Annotated in this window: 22 protein-coding genes; 11 read left to right on the top strand and 11 right to left on the bottom strand. The window is 30.7% G+C overall.

The window, feature by feature from the left end; genetic code table 11:
• Positions 1–2: 2 nt before the first annotated feature.
• The 3 genes from E4J94_RS01760 to E4J94_RS01770 all read right to left on the bottom strand — a co-directional run bounded on the left by E4J94_RS01760 (position 3) and on the right by E4J94_RS01770 (position 2,445).
• Positions 3–431 carry a PepSY-like domain-containing protein gene (locus E4J94_RS01760; protein ID WP_135834179.1) on the bottom strand — a complete coding sequence of 143 codons (429 nt, stop codon included), beginning with the start codon at positions 429–431 and terminating at the stop codon, positions 3–5.
• Between the two features lie 66 nt (positions 432–497).
• On the bottom strand, positions 498–1,772 hold the full coding sequence (locus E4J94_RS01765) for a sensor histidine kinase (RefSeq protein ID WP_135834180.1): 1,275 nt from the start codon (positions 1,770–1,772) through the stop codon (positions 498–500).
• A gap of 1 nt (position 1,773) precedes the next feature.
• Positions 1,774–2,445 (bottom strand): response regulator transcription factor, encoded by a 672-nt coding sequence (locus E4J94_RS01770; protein ID WP_135834181.1) that lies wholly within the window; start codon positions 2,443–2,445, stop codon positions 1,774–1,776.
• Between the two features lie 94 nt (positions 2,446–2,539).
• On the opposite strand from E4J94_RS01770, the gene E4J94_RS01775 reads away from it, so the two are divergent.
• On the top strand, positions 2,540–3,556 hold the full coding sequence (locus tag E4J94_RS01775; RefSeq protein ID WP_135834182.1) for a threonine aldolase family protein: 1,017 nt from the start codon (positions 2,540–2,542) through the stop codon (positions 3,554–3,556).
• Between the two features lie 36 nt (positions 3,557–3,592).
• Here E4J94_RS01775 and E4J94_RS01780 read toward each other — a convergent pair whose 3' ends face one another.
• Together E4J94_RS01780 and E4J94_RS01785 are read right to left on the bottom strand one after the other, a co-directional pair.
• On the bottom strand, positions 3,593–4,102 hold the full coding sequence (locus tag E4J94_RS01780) for a hypothetical protein (RefSeq protein ID WP_135834183.1): 510 nt from the start codon (positions 4,100–4,102) through the stop codon (positions 3,593–3,595).
• A 106-nt stretch (positions 4,103–4,208) separates the two neighbouring features.
• Entirely contained in the window at positions 4,209–5,384 is a 1,176-nt protein-coding gene (locus tag E4J94_RS01785) for a trans-sulfuration enzyme family protein (protein ID WP_135834184.1), read from the bottom strand.
• A gap of 244 nt (positions 5,385–5,628) precedes the next feature.
• Between E4J94_RS01785 and E4J94_RS01790 the strand changes: the two genes are divergently transcribed.
• Positions 5,629–6,771 carry a DEAD/DEAH box helicase gene (locus tag E4J94_RS01790; protein WP_135834185.1) on the top strand — a complete coding sequence of 381 codons (1,143 nt, stop codon included), beginning with the start codon at positions 5,629–5,631 and terminating at the stop codon, positions 6,769–6,771.
• Positions 6,772–6,868: 97 nt separating this feature from the next.
• Here the strand turns inward: E4J94_RS01790 and aspA are convergent, their stop codons facing one another.
• A complete protein-coding gene (aspA, locus tag E4J94_RS01795; protein ID WP_135834186.1) occupies positions 6,869–8,266 on the bottom strand; it encodes an aspartate ammonia-lyase in 1,398 nt (465 codons plus the stop codon).
• A 108-nt stretch (positions 8,267–8,374) separates the two neighbouring features.
• On the opposite strand from aspA, the gene E4J94_RS01800 reads away from it, so the two are divergent.
• Complete coding sequence (locus tag E4J94_RS01800; RefSeq protein ID WP_135834187.1) at positions 8,375–9,583, top strand: acyltransferase family protein; 1,209 nt, start codon at positions 8,375–8,377, stop codon at positions 9,581–9,583.
• 100 nt (positions 9,584–9,683) lie between these two features.
• Complete coding sequence (locus E4J94_RS01805) at positions 9,684–10,337, top strand: hypothetical protein (protein WP_135834188.1); 654 nt, start codon at positions 9,684–9,686, stop codon at positions 10,335–10,337.
• Here the strand turns inward: E4J94_RS01805 and E4J94_RS01810 are convergent.
• Positions 10,334–10,993 (bottom strand): helix-turn-helix domain-containing protein, encoded by a 660-nt coding sequence (locus tag E4J94_RS01810; RefSeq protein WP_038332559.1) that lies wholly within the window; start codon positions 10,991–10,993, stop codon positions 10,334–10,336. The two genes, E4J94_RS01805 and E4J94_RS01810, sit on opposite strands and share 4 nt — an antisense overlap.
• 93 nt (positions 10,994–11,086) lie before the next feature.
• On the opposite strand from E4J94_RS01810, the gene E4J94_RS01815 reads away from it, so the two are divergent.
• The 7 genes from E4J94_RS01815 (at position 11,087) to E4J94_RS01845 (ending at position 22,734) form a co-directional block, all read left to right on the top strand.
• Positions 11,087–11,479, top strand: a complete 393-nt coding sequence (locus E4J94_RS01815; protein WP_135834189.1) for a YbjN domain-containing protein — start codon at positions 11,087–11,089, stop codon at positions 11,477–11,479.
• A gap of 12 nt (positions 11,480–11,491) precedes the next feature.
• Entirely contained in the window at positions 11,492–12,196 is a 705-nt protein-coding gene (locus E4J94_RS01820) for a PspA/IM30 family protein (RefSeq protein WP_135834190.1), read from the top strand.
• A gap of 71 nt (positions 12,197–12,267) precedes the next feature.
• Positions 12,268–12,462 carry a DUF4177 domain-containing protein gene (locus tag E4J94_RS01825; protein ID WP_135834191.1) on the top strand — a complete coding sequence of 65 codons (195 nt, stop codon included), beginning with the start codon at positions 12,268–12,270 and terminating at the stop codon, positions 12,460–12,462.
• Between the two features lie 18 nt (positions 12,463–12,480).
• Complete coding sequence (locus tag E4J94_RS01830) at positions 12,481–13,173, top strand: OB-fold-containig protein (RefSeq protein ID WP_135834192.1); 693 nt, start codon at positions 12,481–12,483, stop codon at positions 13,171–13,173.
• Between the two features lie 99 nt (positions 13,174–13,272).
• Entirely contained in the window at positions 13,273–15,357 is a 2,085-nt protein-coding gene (locus E4J94_RS01835; protein WP_135834193.1) for a flotillin family protein, read from the top strand.
• An 87-nt stretch (positions 15,358–15,444) separates the two neighbouring features.
• On the top strand, positions 15,445–20,280 hold the full coding sequence (locus E4J94_RS01840) for a DNA repair ATPase (protein WP_135834194.1): 4,836 nt from the start codon (positions 15,445–15,447) through the stop codon (positions 20,278–20,280).
• 63 nt (positions 20,281–20,343) lie between these two features.
• On the top strand, positions 20,344–22,734 hold the full coding sequence (locus tag E4J94_RS01845) for a hypothetical protein (protein WP_135834195.1): 2,391 nt from the start codon (positions 20,344–20,346) through the stop codon (positions 22,732–22,734).
• A gap of 27 nt (positions 22,735–22,761) precedes the next feature.
• Here the strand turns inward: E4J94_RS01845 and prfH are convergent, their stop codons facing one another.
• From prfH to E4J94_RS01865, 4 genes are all read right to left on the bottom strand, one after another.
• Complete coding sequence (gene prfH, locus E4J94_RS01850; protein WP_135834196.1) at positions 22,762–23,382, bottom strand: peptide chain release factor H; 621 nt, start codon at positions 23,380–23,382, stop codon at positions 22,762–22,764.
• A gap of 5 nt (positions 23,383–23,387) precedes the next feature.
• Positions 23,388–24,779: an RtcB family protein gene (locus E4J94_RS01855; protein WP_135834197.1), complete on the bottom strand. Its 1,392-nt coding sequence runs from the start codon at positions 24,777–24,779 to the stop codon at positions 23,388–23,390.
• A gap of 2 nt (positions 24,780–24,781) precedes the next feature.
• Entirely contained in the window at positions 24,782–25,543 is a 762-nt protein-coding gene (locus E4J94_RS01860) for a hypothetical protein (protein ID WP_135834198.1), read from the bottom strand.
• A 537-nt stretch (positions 25,544–26,080) separates the two neighbouring features.
• Positions 26,081–26,401, bottom strand: coding sequence for a DUF4870 domain-containing protein (locus tag E4J94_RS01865; protein ID WP_135834199.1), 321 nt, complete (start codon positions 26,399–26,401; stop codon positions 26,081–26,083).
• Positions 26,402–26,601 lie beyond the last annotated feature (200 nt).

The raw sequence follows: 26,601 nt of genomic DNA on the forward strand, positions 1-26,601 counted from the left end.
AATTAATTATCAATTTTCTTGAAATTTCCATTTTTATCAAATTTTAATTCAAGCCCATTATTAAGTTTTATTTCAATTTCATTACGATCTCTTTCAATTTTTGTGATAGTTGTATTTGGAAAACTTTTTTTCACATAATTCAAAACTTTAGTTGATACAAAACCTGTCGGAATAGGATTTCTATTTCCATCGACTTCTTTCCAAGAGCCATTTCCTTCAAATTCTACTTTCGTTCCATTTGCCAAATACACTTTGTATTCTTTCGAAAAATAATCGTCGTCTAACATCACAGAACCAACTTGTTTTGCTCCAAAATGTTTATTGATAAATTGTTGACCTGTTTTTGGTAACTGATTATATTTTATTGGTTGATCTTGAGCAAAAGAAACCAATGCAAAACTTACCATTATTACACTTAAAAACTTTTTCATATTGTTTGATTTTATAATTTTATAAGACAAAGTTGCGAAGTGAATTAGGAAAGATTTAGGAATAAATTATTTTTTTAGAATAAATTGATGGAAAGGAAACTCATAATTGTAATCTAATCTCAAATTTTGTTGATTTTTAATAATCGTATCTACAATTGAAAGTCCCAATCCATTATTCCCTTCACTTGTTCCTTGTTTATAAAAACGACTAAAAATGAGATTGGAATCTAGCGTTACGTTTTTTCCAGTATTCGAAATTATAAATTGATTTGAATTACTTTCAATCTTAATAATTTTTTCATCATTGTTATGTTTTATCGCATTTCTAATCAAATTTGAAATTAAAATTCTAGCTAAATCAGAATTAAAATCAATGATAAAATCTTCTTTAAAATTCGTTTGCAAATTGATTCCTTCCATTTCTAAGATTGATTCATAATCTTCTAGTAATTTTTTTGTCAAAGCTGTAAAATTAACTTCAATATTATTTTTGTACTGATTATTTTCGATTCGAGATAACATTAACAGCGATTTATTTAGATTCACCATTCGCCAAAGTGTTTGTTTGGATTCTACTAAACTTAACAATTCTTTTTCTTTCAAATCAGAATTCTCAATCAATAAATCAAGTTTATTGATTGCAATTGTCAAAGGTGTTTGCAATTCATGTGAAGCATTCTCTATAAATAATTTTTGTGAATTAAAAACCTCATCATTTCTATTGATCATTCTCTGAATCTCGTTTTGCAAAAAAGAAAATTCTTTCACATTTGTTTCAACAATTGTTAATTTTTCATTATTTCCAACTTCATATTTCCTTAATTGAGAAATTATTTGTCCAAAAGGTTTAAATGCTTTTTTCAATCCAAAATGATTAATCAATAAAATACTAATCAAGATAAATAGATACAAAACAATCAAAGAAATAGATAAATCATAAATTAAATCATCTTCTTCTACAGTTGAAGTTCTAATTTCAAGAGAATATGGAATGTTTTCTTTATCATAAAAACCAGTTCTCAAAACTCTATAAGGCTCCATATCTTCATCATATTCCATATAAATCATTTCATTAGAAAAACGATTTGTCTCATTATATTGAGAAGGATTTACCTTTATAATTTTGAATTGACTCAAACCAAATTCCGTTGTACTTAATAAATTTGGATCTTGATAAACTTCTCGTATAATTTCAATTTTTTGGTTCTTCAATCCATCATCTACATTATCATAAACTTCATCTAAAATCAGAGAATGAAAAATAACCGCCCAAATAGCGATAACAATAAGCAACCAAAATGTTAGGTAACGAAAAGTATAATTTTTCAGTGAAACTTTCATATCAAATCAATTTATATCCTATTCCATAAATCGCTTGAAAGTCTGCTTCAGAATTAGCTTCTTTCAACTTTTTTCTCAAATTTTTTATTTGAGAATAAATAAAGTCTAAATTATCTGCCATTTCAATATGATCCCCCCAAACACTTTCAGCTAAAGTTGTTTTCTGAAAAACTCGTTCTGGTCTTAACATAAAATAATACAGCAAATCATATTCCTTTCTGTTCAATTTTAACTCAATATCATTTACTTTAACCAAACGATCTTCGGGAAAAATTTGAATATTTTTATAACTTAAAACATCTTCTCCTTTTTGTAAATTTTTGCGTAAAGCAACTTTAATTCGAGCCAATAATTCAGCAAAATGAAATGGTTTCGCCAAATAATCATCTGCCCCAACCAATAATCCTTCTACTTTATCATCAACCGAATCTTTTGCAGATAAAATAATAACTGAAGTTTCTTTATGAAGTTTCTTCAATTCCTTTAACAAATACATTCCGTCTCCATCTGGCAACATCATATCTAACAAAATACAATCATAATCGAACGAAATTATTTTATCCAAAGCTTGTTCGTAATTATCTGCAGATTCTACAATCATCTTTTCATTTTCTAAAAATTCAACAATTGTCTCCTGCAATTTAATTTCATCTTCTACGACTAAAATCTTCATAACTTCAGTTTAAATAATTTGTAAAAATAGATAGTAAAATAGGAAAGAATTAGGAAAACTCCTACTTTTATTCTCAAAATTTAAGATTTCTATTTTGAAAAAATATAGCTTTAAAAATGATTATAGTGAAGGCGCTCATCCTGCTATTTTACAACGATTAATCGAAACAAATTTAGAACAAACAATTGGTTATGGCGAAGATGAATTTTGTAACGAAGCGCGCGAATTTATCAAGAAACAACTGAAAAAAGATGCTGCTATTCATTTTGTTTCTGGCGGAACTCAAGCCAATTTAATTGTTATTTCGTCTATTTTAAAACCTCACGAATCTGTAATTACAGCCGAAAGCGGACATATTGCTGTGCACGAAACTGGTGCTATTGAAGCAACAGGACATAAAGTAAATACAATTGCAACGAATAACGGTAAAATAACTCCTGAGCAAATTTCGGTTGTTCTTGGTACGCATACAGACGAACATATGGTAAAACCAAAATTGGTTTATATCTCAAATTCTACCGAAGTTGGAAGTGTTTATTCAAAAAAAGAATTAGAAAATCTTTACAGTTTTTGCCAAGAAAATAATTTATATCTTTTTATTGATGGTGCTCGATTAGCTTCTGCTTTAACTACTTCCAAATGTGATTTAACTTTAGAAGATATGGCAAATTTTACAGACGTTTTTTATATTGGAGGAACTAAAAACGGAGCTCTTTTAGGTGAAGCTATTGTGATAAATAATTTAAAATTGGATGAGGATTTTCGCTATCACATTAAACAAAAAGGAGGAATGTTGGCAAAAGGACGATTGATTGGAATCCAGTTTTCAGAAATGTTTCGAAACAATTTATTTTTCGAAATGGGGAAACACGCAAATCAGATGGCAGAAAAATTAGCAAAAGGAGTCTCAGAAAAAGATTATACTTTTTTAACAGAACCGTCTTCAAACCAAATTTTCCCTATTTTACCAAATTCAATTATCGAAAAACTTCAACAAGATTTTGAGTTTTATATTTGGCAAAAAATTGACGAAAAAAATTCTGCAATAAGATTGGTTACCTCTTGGACAACTTTGGAAGAACAAGTTGACAATTTTATCAAATCAATATAAAAATAAAGAATCCACTCTATTGAGTGGATTCTTTATTTAATAATAATTTTTGACATTCTTCAAACGTTCTTTTTCACGCTTGTATTCTTGTTTTCTAATTTCTTTCTTACGCTTCATCAACTTTTTATCATAAGAATATTTATTCTCAATTCTTTTGATATCTCTTTCATATTCATCTTCCAAACGATCTAATCTATAATCTATACGATCTTTATAATAATCTTCCTTATGAGAATTCGACCATTTATAGCGTTGAGAATCATTCAATATTTTATCAATATCTCTTTGCAAATTATAGGAAACTTCTCTTTTCTTTCTACCTTTTTCATAACCAGATAAACTTCGATCTCTTCCAACTCTTTCGAAATCTTTGCTCGCTTGTTTTTTTAAGGCGATTATTTTATTTCTTTGACTATCTGAAATTCCATAATAATCAGATTTTTCAATCAATACATCAATATTTTTATCTTTTCCATCATTTGGTCTATGTTGTGCAAAACTCGAAATTGTGCACAGTGTAAATCCAAAAATTAAAAACTTCTTCATACTTCAAATTTTTTCAATAGAATATGCAAAGTCTATGCTAATAAAAATTTTCTACTTTTATTTACCTTAAATAGAGTGATTATAAAATACTTTCTTACATAATATTCTATATTTTAGAGCTTTCCAAAGCTTGTAAAATATCTTCGATAATATCTTCTTTATCCTCCAAACCGACTGATAAACGGATAGAACCTGGCATAATCCCTAAATCTGCACGTTCTGCATCTGATAATTTTGCGTGAGTTGTTGTTGCTGGATGTGTTGCAATCGATCTCGAATCTCCTAAATTAGATGTGTACAAAATCATTTCTAATGCATCAATAAATTTAAAAGCACGTTCTTTTCCTCCTTTCACTTCAAATGTTACGATTCCTCCACCTCCTTTCATTTGCTTTTTTGCCAACTCATACTGTGGATGAGATGGTAAAAATGGATATTTTACATCTGCAATTTCAAGATGATTTTCCAAAGCTTCTGCCAAAGCCAACGCATTTTCGCAATGACGATCCATACGAAGAGGTAGGGTTTCTAAACTTTTAGAAATTGTCCACGCATTAAAAGCCGACATAGCAGGACCTGTATGACGAATGAAAAACATCATTTCATTAATTAATTCTTCTTTTCCAACAACTACTCCTCCCAAAACTCGACCTTGTCCGTCCATGTATTTTGTTGCAGAATGAATTGATAAGTCAAATCCAAATTGTAAAGGTTGTTGTAAATATGGCGTTGCGAAACAATTATCAATTGCAAAAATAATATTCGGATATTTTTCTTTCAATTTTGCTAAAGCTTCTAAATCGAATAATTCTAATCCAGGATTTGAAGGCGATTCTAAGAAAACAATTTTCGTATTTGGTTGAATTGCTTTTTCCCAATCTTCGATATTTGGCGTTTCAACATAAGTATAAGTTACACCCCAACGCGGAAACAATTGCGTAATTAATTGATGCGTAGAACCAAAGATAGCACGACTCGACACAATATGATCTCCACTTTTGATATACGATGCAAATGACGCAAAAACGGCTGCCATTCCTGATGCAAAAGCCAAACCAGCATCAGCTTTTTCTAACGCACAAACACGATTAATAAACTCTGTTGTATTTGGATTTGCGTAACGAGAATAAACCATTCCTTGCTCTTCTTCCGCAAAAATTGCACGACCTTGTTCTGCACTATCAAAAATAAAACTTGATGTTAAATATAATGGAACCGAATGCTCGCGAATAGCTGATCTTGGTGCTTGTTCACGAATTATCTTAGACTGATCTTTTTTCATAATAATCAAAGTTAACAATAGTTTTATCAAGCTAAAAGCTTTTCAATAAGTTTTAAACAGAAATTATTTCTATTTTTTACTCTAACTTCATAATTTCATCTCGATTCTTAAATGATTTTTAGAAATATTTCAGAATTGATTTTAAAAGTTTCATTTTCATCACGATTAAAAATAATAAACCGAACAATTATTCGTAAAATATCATTCAGATTTAATCTCTACCTTTGCAGTCTTATATCAATTTATGTCATTCGAAAATTTAGGATTATCACCATATTTATCAAAAGCAATTACAAAACTTGGATTTTTAAAACCTTTTGAAATTCAGACCGAAACAATTCCATCTATTTTAAAAGGAAAAGATATAATGGGAATTGCAAAAACTGGTTCTGGAAAAACCTTGTGTTTTGTTGCACCTTTGCTACAAAAAATTCAGCATCAATCGTACGAAAAATCTCGTAATATAAAAGCTCTAATTTTAGTTCCTACGCGTGAATTAGCAGTTCAAATTGAACAAACTTTTGCAGGATTACAAACTGCTTTACGTCGTGAAGTACAAACGCAAGCGGTATATGGAGGAACTTCGATTAATCCTCAAATGAAAAATTTATATGGAACAGAAATTTTGATTGCAACACCTGGTCGTTTATTGGATTTGATGGATCATAATGCATTATCATTAGATCAATTACAATATTTGGTGATTGATGAAGCAGACAAAATGTTCCAATTAGGATTTGGAGATGAAATGAACCGAATTTTGAAAAGTGTTCCGAAAAAGAAACAATCGATTCTATTTTCTGCGACTTTGAATGATAAAATTGATGAAATAAAATTTACATTAAGTATTGATCCGATTGTTGTTGAAATCAAAAAGCAAGAAATTGATTTGGAACAAATCGAGCAAGTTGCTTACAGAGTTGATGCAGAAACAAAAGGTCCTTTTTTACGTTATTTAATCAAATCTGAAAACTTAGAACAAGTTTTGGTTTTTGTTTCTTCGACACGAACTGCAGATAATTTGGTTGAAAAATTAAAAAAGAATAAAATCTCTGCGATGGCGATTCATAGTAAGAAATCTCAAGGCGCGAGAATGGATAATTTGGAAGATTTTAAATTAGGTGATGTTAAAGTTTTGGTTGCAACAGATTTGATTGGACGCGGAATTCATATCGAAGGTTTGCCAACTGTGATTAATTACGAGTTACCTCGTTCGCCTTTAGATTATGTACACAGAATTGGGCGTACAGGTCGTGCAAATTCAAACGGAAAAGCAATTAGTTTGATTACAGAAGAAGATTTGCATCATTTCAAAATCATTCAGAAAAAAATGGGTAAAAAAGTAGAGGTACTTTCTATTGATGATGTGAATTTACACGGATTCTAAGATAAGTTTTAAGTTATGAGTAATAAGTTCTAAGTTTTCTCTGAACTCATTACTCATAATTTTTTGCTATATCATTTTTCGTTTTTCATTATACACTTTACACATGCGGTCCAAGCATATTTTTAGGATCAAGGATTTCATCCAAACGTTCTTTCGACAACAAACCGTGATCTAAAACCAATTGATAAACACTTCCACCAGTTTCTAAAGCTTCTTTCGCTATTTTTGTACTTGCTTTATAACCAATATAAGGATTTAGCGCCGTCACAATTCCAATACTATTTTGAACTTCATTTTTCAAATGTTCAACATTCGCTGTAATTCCATCTACACATTCAACACGTAGCGTATTCATCGCATTTGTTAAATATTGAATCGATTCCATAATCGAAAAACCAATAATTGGTTCCATCACATTCAACTGCAATTGTCCAGCTTCAGCAGCCATTGTTATTGACAAATCATTTCCGATTACTTTAAAACAAACTTGATTCACAACTTCTGGAATTACAGGATTTACTTTTCCAGGCATAATCGAAGATCCTGGTTGTTTTGGAGGTAAATTAATCTCGAACAAACCTGTTCTCGGACCTGAAGTCAACAGACGTAAATCATTACAAATTTTTGACAACTTAACACAAAGACGTTTCAAAGCAGATGAATAGTCAACAAATGAACTTGTATCCGAAGTTGCTTCCACTAAATTATCAGCCAACGAAACATCTTCATTCATGATTTCAGCAATTTTAGTTGTACACAATTGTGCATAACCAGGAACAGCATTCAATCCAGTTCCAATTGCAGTTGCCCCCATGTTGATTACTAATAATTCGGCAGCAATTCGATTCAAATTATCAACTTCTTTATGCAACGTATTAGAAAAACCTTCAAACTCTTGCCCAAGCGTCATTGGAACTGCATCTTGCAATTGCGTGCGTCCCATTTTTATAACATTACTAAATTGTTTTCCTTTTTTATCAAACGCTTCATACAACGAAGTTAATGCCTCAATCAAAGGCTTGTTCATATTAAATAATGCTAATTTCAAAGCAGATGGATACGCATCATTCGTTGATTGAGAAAGGTTGACATGATCATTTGGTGAACAAAATTGATACTCACCTTTTTGTTTCCCTAAATGTTCCAAAGCAATATTTGCAATTACTTCATTTGCATTCATATTTGTAGAAGTTCCCGCACCACCTTGTATCATATCAATCGGAAATTGCTCTGTATATTTACCAGCAATTAATTCATTTGAAGCGAAAGAAATCGCATCAAATAATTCTTTCGATAAAATTCCTAATTCGTGATTGGCTTGCGCAGCTCCTAATTTTACTACACCAAGCGCCTTTACAAATTCGGGATAATGCGACAAATAGTTATTGGAAATTTTGAAATTATTAATGGCGCGTTGCGTTTGTACACCATAATAAGCTGTTTCAGGAATTTGTAATTCTCCTAATAAATCAGACTCCGTTCTCATTTTATTTATTGTTTGTTATTGACAATTAAAGGTAAGGAATAATCTAGTATCTTTTTGAAAAGCATTTTGTCAAAAAATTCAAAAAATCTATATCTTTAAAACATTAACACAAAAGAGATGAAAGCAGCTCGTTATTATTCATTAGACGTTTTTCGTGGCGCAACTGTTGCGTTGATGATTTTGGTAAATAATCCAGGAACTTGGTCAGCTATGTTCGATCCTTTGGAACATGCAGAATGGCATGGCTGCACACCAACAGATTTGGTTTTTCCTTTCTTTTTGTTTGCTGTAGGAAATGCAATGGCTTTTGTGATTCCGAAACTGCAACAACAACCTCAACAGATTTATTGGCAAAAAGTAATAAAACGAACAATTTTAATTTTCGGAATTGGATTATTCATCAATTGGTGGCCATTTTTCAAATGGGAAAATAATGAACTTATTTTCAAAGCATGGAAAGATTCAGAAGAAAGCGGAATCCGAATTATGGGTGTTTTACAACGAATTGCAATTGCTTACTTTTTCGCTTCGGTAATTGCTTTTTATTTTAAACAAAAACAAGTTCTATTTATAAGTTGCGCGATTCTTCTCCTTTATTGGATTTTAACTTTCGGATTTGGAACTTCTGATCCTTATTCATTAGAAGGTTTTATCGGAACTAAAATCGATAATCAATTGCTTGGTTTAGCGCATATTTACAAAGGAGAAGGTGTTCCGTTTGATCCAGAAGGAATTTTCAGTACTATTTCTACTATTCCACAGGTTTTATTTGGTTATTTGATTGGTGATTATATTCAGAAACAAGGAAATATCAATTGGCTGAATCGTCCACTACCAAAAACTGACAATCCGCAATATAAAATGTTAGCTGGTTTATTTGTTTTAGGAACAATTGCGTTGACAATTGGCTACGTTTGGCAATGGGATTTTCCGTACAATAAAAAGATTTGGAGCAGTTCTTATGTTTTCAACACAACTGGATTAGCAATTTTGACAATTGGCGCAATGATTTGGTTCATCGAAATTTTAGGCATAAAAAATGGTTTCATGAAATTCTTTGATGTTTTCGGAAAAAATCCTTTGTTCATCTTTGTTTTGAGTGGATTATTACCACGATTATTAGGTTTAATCAGAATTGAAGCTGGTTTAAATGATAAAGGAGAAATCAAATTCATTTCTCCATTAGGCTGGTTTTACGAAAATATTTGCGCAAAGATTCCTGGAATTCCAGAAATTGGTTCATTTGTTTATTCGCTAATTTTCTTAGCTTTCTTTTGGTTGTTAGCTTATTTATTGGACAAAAAGAAGATTTATATTAAAGTTTAAAATTATGAAAATCATCTATTTATTATTGTTGTTTTTCATTATTTTTTCTTGTAATAGATTAAAGCAAGAAGATTTACAAGGATATTGGATTTTGTCAAAAATGGAAGAAGTAAAACATGATACTCCAAAAGATAATATTTTGTTTGAATATAATTTATGCTACAAGGAAACCTCTTTCGTAAAAATAAAAAATGATTCTATTATATATTTAATAAAAGAGAGTGAAGACTTAGTAAATCAAAAATTCATTATTCAAAAAAATACTTTATTATCACTAAATAAAAAAGATACATTATTTACTTTTGATAAAAAAACAAATCATCTATTTTATGAAATATCTGGCTGTCAAAATAACTTTAAAAAAATAGATATTAATAAAGAAATCACTTTTGATTCTGTCCAATTTACAATTAATGGTTATTCACCTATTCAGTATTACATCACATATGATAAAAGTAATTTAAGTGTAATAGATAGTACTAATTTTCCAAAGCAAAATAAAAAAATAAGTTTTTATAAATTAAAGCTTACAAATGAAGAGAAAAATGAATTAAATTTTACATTTTACGAATTATTTCAAAGTAAGCTAAAATCATATGAAATTCATGTTGATGACAGTCCTAATATAAGTATACAATATTTTAGAAATGGTAAATCTCTAAAAAAGCTTCATTCAAAAGAGAATGTTGATTATGAATCATTAAAAGAATTTTACCCAATAATTATTAATATTATTCATTCCAAAATCAACTAAACCTTTTTATAAACCGCATAAAACTGATAAAAGTGCTGAATATTTTCAACATCAAAAATAATTTGTTTCCATTGATTTAATTCCAAAATCAACTGATTTTCGTGTTGAATAAACTTTCCAACAAAAATTTCATCATCATTCAAATACAAACCAAATTTATCATTGACCAAATGTAAATTTTCCACTTCCAAATGTTCAAAAAATAAAATAGACGATTCTTCTTCTGTAAAATCGATAGGTGAAGCGATACTCGAAGAATATTCTAACGCAATAAATTGATGCGAATTATAAATCGGAAAATAGATTGAAGGATAATTTTCTAAGTTCGAAAACAACTCTTTTTTTGCTTGAATAACTTCTCGAGATAAAAAAGGAATCGCGCTCAAATTTTTAACATTTCGTAACATATCAGCTTCCTCAAAATAGTTATCAAAGTGTAATATTTCGTTAACTGTTAAGTTTTTTTCGATCAAATGACTTATTGGAATGCTAAAATATTTAGCAATTTGAGAAATTGTTTCAATTTTTGGCTCTGCACGTTTTTCTTCATAAGATGAAATATTCCCTCTACTAACTTCGAACAAATCAGCAAAAGCCTGTTGAGTCAAGTTCTTAACTTGTCTTAATTTCTTTATATTTTCACCTATTTTTGTCATTATTTAAAATTTTAACATTTTTATTTGCTAATTATTTTAGCAAATTGTTTAATTTTATGGAAACAAATTACAAAAAACACTAATAACAACAAAATGAATTATTTTTCTAAGATTGAAAATTTTATTCAAAACATCAATTACACCATCACTTACAAAGACGAAAAAGAAGGTGTTTTTATGATTGAAAATTTATTGGATGGTGTTCAAAATCTGATTGTAGGAATTGCACCACCTGTTATCATTTTCGAGTTGTATTTATTTACAATTACAAATGATAATCTGGAAATGCTAAAAGCGTTGTTGATGAAAAATCGCGATATCATTCATGGTGCTTTTGCAATAACAGAAGACGGAAACAAAGTTATTTATCGTTACACACTTCAGATTGCAACTCTTGATCAAAACGAATTTGAAGCAACGCTAAACTCTTTGAGCTTATTGATGAGCGAATATTCTGCTCAATTAATCGAATTTTCTAAACAATAAAACAATATCACTATGAATATTTTCAAACGTATTTTTAGAATTGGACAAGCCGAAATACATTCGGTTGTCGAAAAAATGGAAGACCCAATTAAAATGACTGAACAAGGAATTCGCGAAATGCGCGATGACCTGAATCAATCATTAGAAGCTTATGCAAAAGTAAAAGCGATGGCAATTCGTTCGCAAAATAGCGTAGACAAAAAGAAAGAAGAAGCCGCAGATTACGAACGAAAAGCAATTCTATTATTAGAAAAAGCTGGACGAAGTGAAATTACAATTGAGCAAGCCGAAAGTTTAGCGAAAGAAGCTTTGGGTTTAAAAAATCAATTGTTAGAAGAAATTACTGAATTAGAAAATCAAGTGATTATTCATGAAAAATCTGCAAATGAAGTTCATAAAAATGTCGAAGTTCTAAAATTCAACATTAATAAATGGGAAAATGAATTGACTACATTAAAAGCTCGTGTAAAAGTTGCTGATGCCACAAAACAGGTAAACAAACAAATGGCAAAAATTGATGCGAATAGCACAATTAGCATGTTACAACGCATGAAAGCCAAAGTAGAAGAAGACGAAGCGCTTGCACAAGCTTACGGAAGTTTAGCGGACAATTCGAAAACGGCCGATGACGAAATTAATGAAACCTTGAAAGGAGATTTGATTCAAAATGAATTAGAAGCTTTAAAGCTAAAAATTCAGTCGAAAAATCAAGAATAAATCACGCTTTATAGTGAGTTTTATTTCCTTTAAATTATAGACATTAACTCATTTTTAAAATTGAATTCTATATGCCGAAATTTGAATATAAAACAATAGAAATAAAATCAGACCAAGGAATTTTCAAAGTCTCTATCGACCAAGAAAATTTAGATAAATTACTAAATCGATACGGAGCAGAAGGCTGGGAATTAACTTCCTCTACTCCATTGTCAAATAATGGAATAACTTACAGAATTTATTTCACCTTTAAGAGACAACTTTAACGCTAAAAACAACACTAAATGACCGAAATTTTAAACCTTCTTTTCAATCCATTAGCCAATGGAATTATGACCATTCTGATGGGATTTTCTCTTGTCTATTGGGTGTTTCAACTGTTGGCTGGTGACGGAATTGATCTTGGAACTGATTCAGATTTTCATATTGGAGACATCAATGATGTTGATGCGCATCACGAGATTGATGCGAACCATGATACAAACGCAGACGTACATCATGAACCAGGCTTTTGGGCAAAATGTATGGAATTTATCAATATTGGTAAAGTTCCGTTAATGGTGATTATTACTTTGTTCAAATTTATCAGTTGGGTGATTACCATTATTTCTTCGATTGTTTTTGGATTAAGCAAGTTAGGATTGTATTCTGTTTTAGTTTTAATTCCTATTTTCATCATCGCTTATTTTATGATGCATTGGATAACAAAACCTCTTGTAAAAGTTTATGCTGAATTAGGCTATCACGGAGAAGAAGAAACAGATTTTATCGGAAGAGTTGGAAAATCGAAGTCTAGAATCAAAGGTGATAAAATAGGTTCTGCAGAATTTCAAATCGAGAAAGATATTATTACACTTAACATTAAAAGTCAAAATGGCGAAGAAATTAATTTTGGAGATACCATTATTATTACCGACGAATCGCCGTCAAATCATTATTATTTCGTCATCAAACACATTACTTTAAACAATATTTAACCTAATTATGATACTATTATTTCAACTTACTTCGTTTATTATCGAAGATATTTTAACCTTAATTATTAACTAAATCAATCAAAATATAATAAAAATCTCATGACAAATTTTATTCTTTTAGCAGTTGGTGTCATCGTTTTCATCGTTATTGCATTTATCGTCGTCTTAAGTGTTTTCTATAAAAAAGTTCCACAAGGAAAAGCAATCGTTCGTACAGGTGTTGGTGGCTCACAAGTTGCTTTCAACAAAGGAATGTATGTAATTCCCGTTTTCCACAAGATGGAAATCATGGACATTTCAATCAAAAAAATCGACATTGCCCGTCAACAAGGCGACGGTTTAATTTGTAAAGACAACATTCGTGCAGATATCAAAGTGGCATTTTTTGTTCGTGTAAATAAATCGGTAAATGATGTGATTAATGTTGCACAAAACTTAGGAACAGAACGAGCATCAGAACCAGAAACATTGAAAAGTATTTTCGAAGCGAAATTTTCAGAAGCCTTAAAAACAGTTGGTAAAAAATTCGACTTTATAGAATTATACGAAGCTCGTCGCGAATTTAGAGATGAAATTTTAAATATCATCGGAACAGATTTGAATGGATATATTTTAGATGACTGTGCAATTGATTATTTAGAGCAAACTGAATTACAATTTTTAAGTCCAGACAATATTTTAGACTCGGAAGGTATTAAAAAAATCACTGAATTAACGGCTCAACAAAATATGAATGCCAATTTAATTCGCCGTGAAGAAGAAAAAGTAATCAAAAAACAAAACGTTGAAGCGCGCGAAGCAATCTTAGAATTAGAGCGTCAATTAGCCGAAAAAGAGGAGCGTCAACGCAGAGAAATAGAAAATATAAAAGCACGCGAAGAAGCAGAAATTGCAAAAGTTCGTGAAGAAGAACGTCTAAAAGCTGAATCTGTTCGCATCACAACAGAAGAGCAATTAGCAGTTCAAGAAGAAAATAAATTGCGTCAAATTATTATCGCAGAAAAAAATAAAGTTCGTACTGATGCAATCGAAACGGAACGAGTTGAAAAAGATCGTGCATTAGAGCAAACAGAACGTGAGCGAATTGTGACTTTAGCTCAGATTGATAAAGAAAGATCTATCGAAGTTGAGAAGAAAAATATTCAAGGCGTTATCAAAGAGCGTGTTCTTTTAGAAAAAGGCGTGATTGAAGAGCAACAAGGTGTGAAAGATGTTGAAGTTTACCGTGAAGTTGAGCGTCAGAAACAAGCCGGAATTATTGCTGCATCTCAAGAAGCGGAAGAACGTTTAATTGAAACTGTAAAAGCTGCGGAAGCTGCTAAAATTGCTGCGGAACAAGAAGCTGCTCGTCAAGTTATCGAAGCCGATGCTCAAAAACAAGTTGCAGAACGTAAAGCACAAGAGTTATTAATTGATGCGGAAGCGAAAAAAGAAGCATCTGCAAAAGAAGCAGAAGCACGTAAAATTATTGCTGAAGCACAAGCTAAAGAAGAAGCTGCAATTGGTTTATCTGAGGCAGAAGTAATGGTTGCAAAAGCAGAAGCGGAAGAAAAACAAGGAACGGTAGAAGCAACTGTTATCGAGAAAAAAGCGGAAGCGTTACGTAAAGAAGGTTTAGCACAAGCGGAAGTTGTACGTGAAAAAGCGTTGGCTGAAGCGAAAGGAATTGAAGAAAAAGCAGAAGCAATGAAGAAATTGGATGGTGTTGGAAAAGAGCATGAAGAGTTCAAACTTCAATTACAAAAAGAAAAAGACATCGAATTGGCTCATATCAACATTCAAAAAGATATTGCTGGAGCACAAGCTGAGGTGTTATCAACAGCATTGAAATCTGCGAAAATTGACATTGTTGGTGGAGAAACGATGTTCTTCGAAAATATTGTGAAACAAGTTTCGAATGCTAAAGGTTTCGATCATTTAATCGACAATTCAAAACATGCAACAGATATCAAAAATGCGTTGATTGACGAAGATGGCGGAGGCGATTTAGCTGGAAAAGTGAGAGGTCTTGCTGATAAATATGGTATTTCGTCAAACGACATCAAAAACTTAACAATTACTGCGGCATTAATTAAATTACAGCAAGCTGCTACGGCTTCTGGAAACAGTGAAGACACAGGGTTTATCAATTCTCTTTTCGGAATTGCGAATCAGTTAGGTGTTTCAAATAAAAAAATAGGTTAATCCATTAAACAACAATAGAGTGATTGAAATTTCATCGTTTCAATCGCTCTTATCATCACGTTTAATCACCTTTTAGATTTTAATTTAATGCAAGAAGAAAAAAATATTAACGTTACCGAAACGCTTGATGCAGGCGCGTACGAAATCATCCGAAAAAGACTTCTTACACAAAAAGATTTTCTTTCGGAAAGATTAACGAAATTGAACGAAGCTCGTAAAGAGGTGTTCAATTCTACCAATTTTGCATTAAGCGCAAACCAAAGAATTACGACAGAAAACACCTGTATTTCACGTGGAATTATCGCGTTCGATAAATTGTGTATTTTTGGATACAACGTGCATTTCGGTTTACGCACAGACATTCAGTTGAGCGATGTTTTTAGTATTTATCTGTTTCAAGAAAATCAATTTATTCCTCAACCTCTCGACTTAATAAACGATCAGAATTTCTTTACAGATTTTCAGAATTTATATAAATATTACCGCGATTCTATCTTTTCTAAATTTCGTAGAACAGATAATTATTTGTACATGGTTTTCCAAACCAGTAAAAACGCACAAGATTTGAAAGCGTTTAAATGGTTAATCAAAGACGGAAAATTAATTTATCAAGATGATCGCAGCATTCACGAAGTTAAAAAAGCTGATCAATTTGATTTCGAATGGCAAAAAACATCCATTGATGATCGTAGATTAGGTAAATTTCCGCACATTTCTATTTTAGATAAAATTTTTATCGAAGCGATAGGTGGCGATATTACATTCAAAATTGAGGATAATACGGATTCTGGAAAAGGAATCTTCACTGAAAAAGTTACACATTTAGATCAACAATTAGATGATGCCGAATATTATTACGCCGATTTAGGAAATTTGATTGCGGTTAAAATCAAACCGTTTCAAGAAGATTTCAGAGCGTATATTTACAATGTTCGTACAAAAGAAGTTATTAACATTCCTGCACTTTTAGATGCGGCAGTTTTGTTACCCGATAACCAAGGTTTGATTTTTTCGAATGGTTATTATTTACAAAACGGAACGTATCATATTTTCGAAAATAAGTTAGATAATTTTCAATTTTTCCGTCGTATAAATTCTCCAAACGGAGAAGATTTTATGTATATCTTCAATCAAGATGAAACCAATACATACACTCTTTTATCGTACAATATCATTCAACAAAGCGTCGAAACGCCTATTATTTGCAATGGTTTCACAATTTTTAAAGATGGAAGTTTAATCTATTTCCGTACCGAAGAAGAAGCAACACGACATCATCAAGTTCAAATTTGGGAAACGCCTTATGTCGAACGTTTGGTGGAAAATCAAGAAAAAATAAATCATCCATTATACAAAATTGGAAACAAAGACATTGTAAAAGCAATGGCTGAATCTCAAGAAGTTATCCAATTAATCAACAAAGAAGATTCGTACGAAGGTCTGTATGAAGACATTGTAAAAAAAGCGATTAATATTGTTGATGGATATTTTTGGATCAATGACAAAGATACTTTTGAGCTTGCGATTCCTTTGTTAGAAATCAAAACGGTTGCCAATACAGCGATTGATGAATTTGCAAAAGTCCAAGTTCAGAAGAAATTTGCGCAAGAGACGTTAGAAAAAACGGAAGAATCGATTGAAGAAATCGTTTTCAAAGTAAATAGTACAACTTATAATCAATTGGATTTATTGGTTGAACATTTAGCTGAAGCACGTAAAATTCAAGGAAAAGTGATTGATTTACGTTCCATCCGTTATATCAATTTAGAGCGCGTTCAGGAATTAGAAAATCAATTGCAAGAAGTCAACGAAAATTTATCGAATAAAACAATTGAGTTTCTTTTATTGGATGAAGCGTTGATTCCGTACGATGAAAAAGTTTCGGAACAGAAAAATTTAGTGTCTTCAATTGAAAAAGTTGTTGATGCTAAAGTAATCGAAGAAGCCTGTCTTAAAATTGCTTCCGAATTAGAATTATTGATTGACATTCTGAACAGTTTAAAAATTGAAGACGCCACGCAAACGACAAAAATTATTGAAAAAATTTCTGTCATTTTTGCTTCGCTTAATGAAGTTCGCGCACAATTAACGCGTCAAACTTCTGCATTAAAAAGTAAAGAAGCGGTTGCCGAATTTTCTGCTCAAATTACGTTGTTGGAACAAAGTGTGGTTAACTTTTTAGAGTTATCAACAACTGCCGAAAAAACGGAAGAATACAATACAAAAATAATTGTTCAGCTAGAAGAATTAGAAAGTAAATTCTCTGATTTTGATGATTTCGCTTTAAAAATTGCAGATAAACGCGACGAAATTATCAAAGCGTTCAATTCGAAGCGCGAACAATTAGTTGAACAAACCAACAAACGCACCAATTCATTAGAGCAAATTGGTTTGCGTGTCTTGAAAAATATCGAAAATAAATCCAAAAATTTTTCAGAAAAAGAAGAAATTTTAGCGTTTTATTCTTCAGATTTGATGATTGACAAAATGCGTCAAATCATTCAAGAATTAAAGGATTTGAAAGATGTTTCGAAAGCCGAAAATCTTGAAAACCTATTGAAAAAATCGCAAGAAGATGCGCTTAGAGTTTTACGTGATAAAACTGAACTTTTTGTTGATGGACAAAATATTATTGCGCTTGGGCAAAATAAATTTACGGTCAATACACAGCAATTAGCGCTGACTTTGTTGAATCGTAACAACGAATTATTTTATCATTTAACAGGAACAAGTTTCTATCAAAAAGTTAAAAACGAAGAAATTTATCGTTATCAAGATATTTGGAAACAAGAATTTGTTTCGGAAAATCAATTGGTTTATCGCGCTGAATATTTGGCTTATCAAGCTTTTTTAGCGAGAAATGAAAAAGATTTCGATGCTGAAAAATTCATCAATCAAATCATTGAACAAAATTATTCGGAAGGTTATATCAAAGGCGTTCATAATTTTGACGCACTTCGAATTTTCACTGAATTGGTAAATATCAATTCGAAATTGGATGTCTTACAATTTGATGCACCAACACGTACAACTGCTCAAGTTTTTTGGCATTCTTTAGAAAAGAATTTGCAAGAAAAATTGAATGCGATGATTAGTTCTGCTCAATTAATTTTAAAGAATTTTCCAAATTCAAATCGTTTTGAAAATATTCTAAATGAAATCAAATCGCTTTTTGAAAATTGGGAAGCAGAATGGGATAAATCGCAAACATCATCAGAAAAAGTTTCTCACTATTTGTTTACAACTTTCACGAAATATCAAGCTTTTTCGGTGAGTAAAGAAGCTGAAAAATTTCAAAAAGAGTTTGTAAATTATTTAGAACAAAATAAAAATTCGGAAGATTTTAATACATTGATTGCAGATGAACAATTTTCTTCAACCGAAAAATTTTACTTAATCGAAAACTGGATTCATTCTTTTATAGATGAAAACAAAAATTATTCGTCATATAGAAATGTGGTGAATGAAGTAGCAACAATGCTTTTATTTTCGAAAGATCAATATCATTTTAATGACGGAAATTCTATCATCAAAATTGAAGATTTGAAAGGAAATCACGCTGTAATTGTTGATGGAATTTATGCTCAAAATTATCATGAAATTATTTCAAAATTAGAGCATTTTTCAACTGTTGATATTCCAAATTTTAAATCATTCCAAAAGCTAAAAGAAGAAATTTCTAAGTCGTATGAAAAAGATTTAAAAATCGCAGAATTTGAACCAAAAGTTTTGACATCATTTGTAAGAAATAAATTAATCAACGAAGTTTATTTTCCTTTAATCGGAAATAATTTAGCCAAACAATTGGGAACAGCAGGCGAAAACAAACGTACCGCTCGAATGGGAATGTTGTTATTAATTTCTCCGCCAGGTTATGGAAAAACAACCTTGATGGAATATTTAGCCAAAACGATGGGCTTGTATTTTGTGAAAGTAAATGGACCAACAATTGGACACAACATTACGTCAATCGATCCAATCGAAGCCAAAACTTCTGGAGAAAGAGAGGAATTGAAAAAGATAAATCTTTCGTTTGAAATGGCTGATAATGTGATGCTCTACTTGGACGATATTCAGCATTTGAGTGCAGAATTTTTACAGAAATTTATTTCATTAGCAGATGGACAGCGAAAAATTGATGGAATTTTTGAAGGAGAAAGTAAAACCTACGATCTGCGTGGAAAACGTTTTTGTATTGTAATGGCTGGAAATCCATATACGGAAAGCGGTTCTAAATTTCAGATTCCAGATATGTTGGCCAACCGTGCTGATGTGTATAATTTGGGTGATGTAATTGGTGATACAGAAACGTTGTTTAATTTAAGTTTGATTGAAAATGCGACAGGAGATAATCCATATTTGGATAAAATTGCTTCGAAAAGTTTGACAGATTTTTACAAGTTAACAAATTTTGTAACCGAAAATCAAGAACAACTTCCAGATTTGGAAGGTAATTATTTAAAACAAGAAATTGATGATTTTATTGCTGTTTTGAAACATGTAATTAAGATTAGAAATGTAGTCGTAAAAGTCAATCAAAATTATATTTCGAGTGCAGCAATGCAAGATGATTACAGAACTCAGCCGCCTTTCAAAATGCAAGGTTCGTACAGAAATATGTCAAAATTAGTTTCGAAAATCGTTCCGATGATGAACGAAGAAGAAATTAATGAAGTGATTTTAGCGCATTACGAAAGTGAATCGCAAACGTTGACAACAGATACAGAATCGAATCTTTTGCGCTTAAAAGAAATTGCTACTTTGATAAATTCTGAGGAAAAAGAACGTTGGGAAACGATAAAAGCAACCTTTGTAAAAAATAATAAACACGGTGGTTTGAATAAAGACGATAAAGTTTTTGCCCAACTGCTAGAATTCAATGAAAACCTAGAAGGAATTATCCAAGCAATTTTGAAAAAATAGAATCTAAAAACCGTTCAAAACGAGCGGTTTTTTTTATATTTAACCTCAGCCAAATTATCTACTATGAAAAAATGTTCACTTATTTATTTTCTCTTCATTTTAACTTTTGCGTATTCACAAGACACGATTTATTTTGACAAAGATTGGAAAGAAACAACCAAAACTAAATCCAGCTTTTATCGTCCATTACCATTAAAAAAATATGGAGAATTGGTTTTACTCAAAGATTATTACAAAAATGGTCAACTTCAATTTCAGGGATACATTTACCCAAATGATGAGCGCAAATATGTTGGTGATGTTTTTTGGTATGATGAAAATGGTTTTGATAATGGATTTACCCAAAATATTAATCTTAGTAAACAAAAAGAATTAATCTATTATAACACCGACGGATCTATTTGGAAAAAAATTAAATACAGAGATTTTGGAGAAAAAACCGAAATTATCATTTACCATAATGGAAAAGAGTTAATAAATGGTAAAATCATTAATGGAAATTTTACTGGAAGTTTTTCTCCAAACAGGCCAAATTTATATTACGATAATCCTTTTTATAAAAATGATGAAAGTATTCCGCCACCTGTAAGCGTCACTGCTCCTGCTATTTCTTATAATGATACAAAAAAAACTCCTAATAAAATTTATAAAGAAGTTATCTATTGGCAAAATGGGAAAATTGCAAAAGAAACAATCAACAAAAATTATTCACAAGAACCTTCTAAATATTGGGATTCTACTGGAAAAGAAATTGAAAAAAGTTCGAAAGAGAACAATATTGATATTGAATTTTACACCAAAAATGGTTTTGCAGTTCAACCAAAGTCTAAAACAGAAACTACCATTAATGAGAATGATTATTTAGTAACCAAAATTTTGTATGGTAAAAATGGAAAGATTATTAATGTTAGCAAACGACTAAATGGTAATCGAGTTGAAGAAAAAATTTATACAAACGGAAAAGAAATTATCTTAAAATATAAAGATGATAAACCATTTGAAGGCAGTTTTAATGATACAATTGGACGTTACAATTCAATCTATCAAATGAAAAACGGACAAATTGTAGGTGAAGCAATTGTAAAAGATAGCAAAACATCAAAAATTATTGCAAAAGGTGATTATACAAACGGAAAGCCAAGTAATGGAACTTTTTATAATTATGATGAAAATACAATAACAATTTCAACTTATAAAAATCAGAAAAGAGACGGAATACAACAGATATTTACAAATATTTGGGACGAAGAACCTTCAGAAGAATTCGAAATGAAAAATGATTTAATAAATGGTTTTAGAAAAATATATTCTGACGAAAATTCTGTTTTGACAAGTGAATATAGAAATGGAAAACCTTATGAAGGTACGATTGTAGAAAGTAATATAAAGTCAATTTATAAAGATGGGAATTTGATTCAAAAAGAAGAATTTGAAAAATATTCAGATCATGTTAAAATCATTGAAACCTATGAGAACAATCTATTAAAAACGAAAACTTATAAAAACTTTTTAATCAAAGAAAAACCTCAAAGTTTTTACACTGGAATTTATCAAAACGAAAAACCCTTTGATGGATACTTCGTCAATAAGATTATTTTGAATGAAATTCCTTTGATTGATTATTACGAAAAAGGAGAACTAAAATATCAATATTCTTTTGATTTTGTAAAACAATTAGATGATTATCAATTTTATAAATATGATCAAAAAAGTGTCTACAAAAATGGAGAAATTGTAGACGGTTTTGAATTTATTGATAACGAAGACAATGCTACTCTATCACTTATTGGTTACAAAAATGGGAAGGCTAATTATCTTGAGTTGAATCTTTTTGCAATGCATTATTTTAACCGATTTACGTTTGATTATAATGGAAAAGAGATCCTATTGAAAGATTTTGAGAAGCAAACTTCAATCAAATTAACTAAAAAAAACAATGAAACTTTTGCAGAAATTTTCGACAAAGACGACAAATTGATTTTGAATAATCAACAAAAAGAAGTTAAAGAAGGTTTTCCAAATTCTACTACAATTTACAAGATTGAAAATAACCAACTTACAAAAGAAAATATTTCATTAGAAACAATGATCCCTTTATATGAAAAGGCTCACAATGAATTAAATTCTTTTTTAATTAACATTTATTCTTCGATTGCTTATAATCGAACTATAGAAATAGATGAGTTATTTGATCAATTTGTGGAAATTTTTAAATCAAATAATATTCAAAAACTTTACGGACAAGAGTCGTTCATAGAAGGTTCAAATAAAGTTCTTTCAAGTTTAAGATACAACAATGAAGGAAAACCCGATTGGGGAATTAAAATTACTGACACGAATAAAGTATTTTCAGTTGAATTTTATGAAGACGGAAAAATAACTTTTACTAAAAAAATAAATTCTTTGGATCAAGTTCAAGAAACAATTAATACTCTTATTAAAAAGTATGAATAAAAAAAGCCGCTCAATGAGCGGCTTTTTTTATTCACCAAATTTATCTCCTCTGAATATTTTTACAGGATTTCCTCTTGCAATAGACGTTTGATTATTCCATTTTTCTTGAACTAATTCCTTCAATTTATTGGTTTCAAATTCTTGCAATTTCAATAACAAACGAGTTGTTGCAATTTTTTTATTCTGATGTTGCGAACGCAAATCCATAGAAACAACAGAAATTCCACTTAGTTGATGTGTCGCACGAACAGCCGAATTTACTTTGTTTACATTTTGTCCTCCATTCCCAGAACTTCGCATTGTTTGGTAAACAATTTCATTTGAATTAATTGAATTTTCTTTCGGAATTTCTAATTCAAAACAACCAATAAACCAATTTTTGCGTTGATGAAATTTTCGGTACGGACTTTTGCCAATCCATAAAATTGTTCCAAGCCAAGTTTTTAAAAAAGTGTTTAAATCATTTCCTTCAAGTTCTATAATCACAGATGAAAGTTGATTAAAATCTTTATCAATTTCTCTTTCGATCACATCAAACTTAATGTCTGATTTTGTACACGTTTCCGAAAACTTTTTAAAAACATTGGTCACCACAAAATTACATTCCGCTGGACCTCTTCCCGATGTAAGTTGAATAATTTTTTTCATCGTTATTATTTATCCATTCGTACAATTTTCGGAGTAAAAGTTCCTAACACTTTCACTAATTCAGTTTGTAAATTCATCACTGTTTTGATATTTTTATACGCAAATGGTGCTTCATCTACACTTCCGCCAATCAGCTCAATTCCTGCATCTTTCAATTGTGAATTCATAAAGCTTTTCGTTATTGTTGATTTACATTTTGCACGTGACATTTTTCGTCCCGCACCATGCGAAGCCGAATTAATACTCAATTCATTTCCCAAGCCTTCGACAATGTAACCGTTTGCAGTCATTGAACCAGGTATTATTCCTAAAACTCCCTCACCAGCAGGCGTTGCACCTTTGCGATGAACAATTCGTTCCGTTCCATCAACCATTTCTTTCCACGCAAAATTGTGATGATTTTCGATGTTGAAAACGATACGTTTTCCTAAAGCTTTCGCAATTCTTCGGTGAATATCGTCATGACAAGCCTTGGCATATTCGCCAGCCAAATTCATCGCAGCCCAATATTCTTGGCCATCATGCGTATATAAATCTAACCAAGCCAAATGCTGAACTTGTTTCGGAAGTGGACATTGTTTCGCCGCCAAATACGTGTAATGTTTTGCTATGTTTGCACCCAAACCGCGCGAACCACTATGCGATAGAACAGCTAAATATTCTCCTGGAATCAAGTTCCATTCAGGTTTTACCTCATCTAATTTCACAATCCCAAATTCAACAAAATGATTTCCTCCTCCCGAAGTTCCCAATTGTTGATAAGCTTTTGTTTTTAAACTTTTCAAGATTGGAATTTCATCAAAAATAGAGCGCTCAAAAATTTCGTGATCCGCTTTTAGTTTATGCGTTTCATACATTCCGAATTTGGTATGATCTTGCAGAACCTGAATCAATTGATGCGATTTCCCTTTCAAAAAACTGGCTGGCAAATCGTAAACCGAAAGACTCATTCTACAACCAATATCAACACCAACTCCATAAGGAATCACTGCATTATCCGTCGCCAAAACGCCACCAATCGGCAATCCATAACCAGAATGCGCATCTGGCATCAAAGCTCCTTTTACCGAAATCGGCAATTTCAATGCATCATACAATTGAAATTTTGCTTGTTCGTCAATTTCATTTTCACCAAAAATCGAAAAAGGCGAACGCGTCCTTTTCAATTCTTGTAATCTAACCTCAACTGGTTTTATTAATCCTTCCGCAACTTTTCCCCAAATTCCGTGACCAATGTACTTTTCTGGTTCGAGTAAAACTTCTTTTGCTTCGTTGAGAATCGTTTGTTTCTTTTCTTTTTTTCTGTATCGATGAATTTGCCCAATTGCAATATTGATCGAATTATTTTTTGGAAAGCCTAATTTTATAAAGTCCTTTCCAGAGATTTTATTTCCCATGATTAATGTCTTTTAGATAGCTGATGTTCTTGTTTTATCAGCATTTCAGCGATTTCTGTCGCCGAATTTTTGTTGTTAAAAAATTTCCTTTTGGTAAAAGGATTTTTAAATTTTGGTTTTCGTTCATACGAATAACCTCCCCCGACTATTTTCTTTAAGAGGATTCCTTGATTTTTATACTTGTCAAAAAAGTGATCTATTTGCGCTTCTTCACGCTTCAAGTCAATATCAAGTGGTTTGTAATGCGTAACTATATTTGGTTTTATAATCAATCGAAAACGCCACGGTTGTAGAAATTCATAAATTCCTTTGAAACGTTTTGTTTTTGGATCATACACCTGAATACACGCAAAATATCGACGTTCTTCATCATTCAAAATTGAATGCGAACCTGAATACTCATAAGGTTGCAATTGTTTCAGTTCTTGAATTCTTGGAACATAAATTCGCTTTCCGTTTAGTTTTCGTTTTTTTACAAACTTTCGCGTTTCAGCATATTGAGAGGTATTAATTTTCTTCAGAAATTGAGTAAAAAATTCAATCTCATTTTCCTTTTTAATATCTTCTCTCAATACAAAATAACGCTCAAAACCTTTTTGATACGGCTCTTTTAAAGGAACAAGCGAGATCGCTTTTTGCTCTTTAAAAATTTCTTTTCGACGTTTATATTTCTCTCTTACATTTTTTTCTTCCGCTGTTTTTATGCTTCTTTTCCTTGCTCTTTTTGTTCGTAAACGAGTTGAAAAGAAAATTGAATCTTCCATAACATGGATTATTTGATTGCAAATAATTGTTTTGAAATAATTAGCGCTAACTATTTCTTCTTCGGAAGTTTTTAAAAGTTATTCTGAATCTAGAATGGAATAATAAAAGAAAAAGCCCGAAGAATCCTCCGGGCTTTTGATATAATAAGTAAATTATTTACGATTTATAAGCACGAAGAATGCTCATTGCAAAATCTGTTGCAATAGCTGAAAACTGATATGTCGTTTCTTTGAACATTTTATTTCTTCGTTATTAAATTGTTATACTTTATGATTTTTATCAGTGCAAATTTAAGTCAATAAAATTCATATTTCCAAATCCTTTGTGAAATTTCACTAAAAATAGTGAGAAAAAGAGATTGCGACTCACAATCTCTTCTCATAAATCTAGTTTATAAACTTTGAAATTAAACTGAGATTTAAATTTATTTAGTAAATGTTTATAACATAAATTGGGATAAAGAAAATGATTTCAATAATCCCAATCAAAATAATTGTTATGAAAAATAGTTGGTTTACTTCGTTTTATTAATCCTCCTATCCGATAAAAGCAAATTTATCTTCAAACATAGAACCGATAACAGGTAAAGGTTTCTTAATTCCATTCGCCGCATTTATAATTCCAATAATTATAAAAACAAGAGAAACTAATCCTAAAGTTCCGATAATTGGTAGATTAAAAATAGTTATAATGATATTTAATAAAAATCCCAAAATAATTGAGAATATTACTAATCCCAAACTTTGTTTTAAATGAAATTTTAATAAATCATCTGCTTTATCTTTTCCTACAATATAGGCAATAACCCATCCAATTAATGTGATGTAAGATACAATTGATAATGTTTTGTTATCCATAGTAATAATTTTTAGTTGATTTTTTATGATTTAGTTGTTCAAAACAAATTTGTATTAATCTTTGTACAAGACAAAGTTTATTATCACTACTTTAATACTACAATATAAAAACAAAACGACTACAAAACGACTACAGAATACAGTTAAACACTTGTAACAAAACAACTTAAACATAAAAAGTTTAGTTATTTTTTATCATT

Source organism: Empedobacter tilapiae (assembly GCF_004785645.1).
GTDB classification, from domain to species: Bacteria; Bacteroidota; Bacteroidia; order Flavobacteriales; family Weeksellaceae; genus Empedobacter; species Empedobacter tilapiae.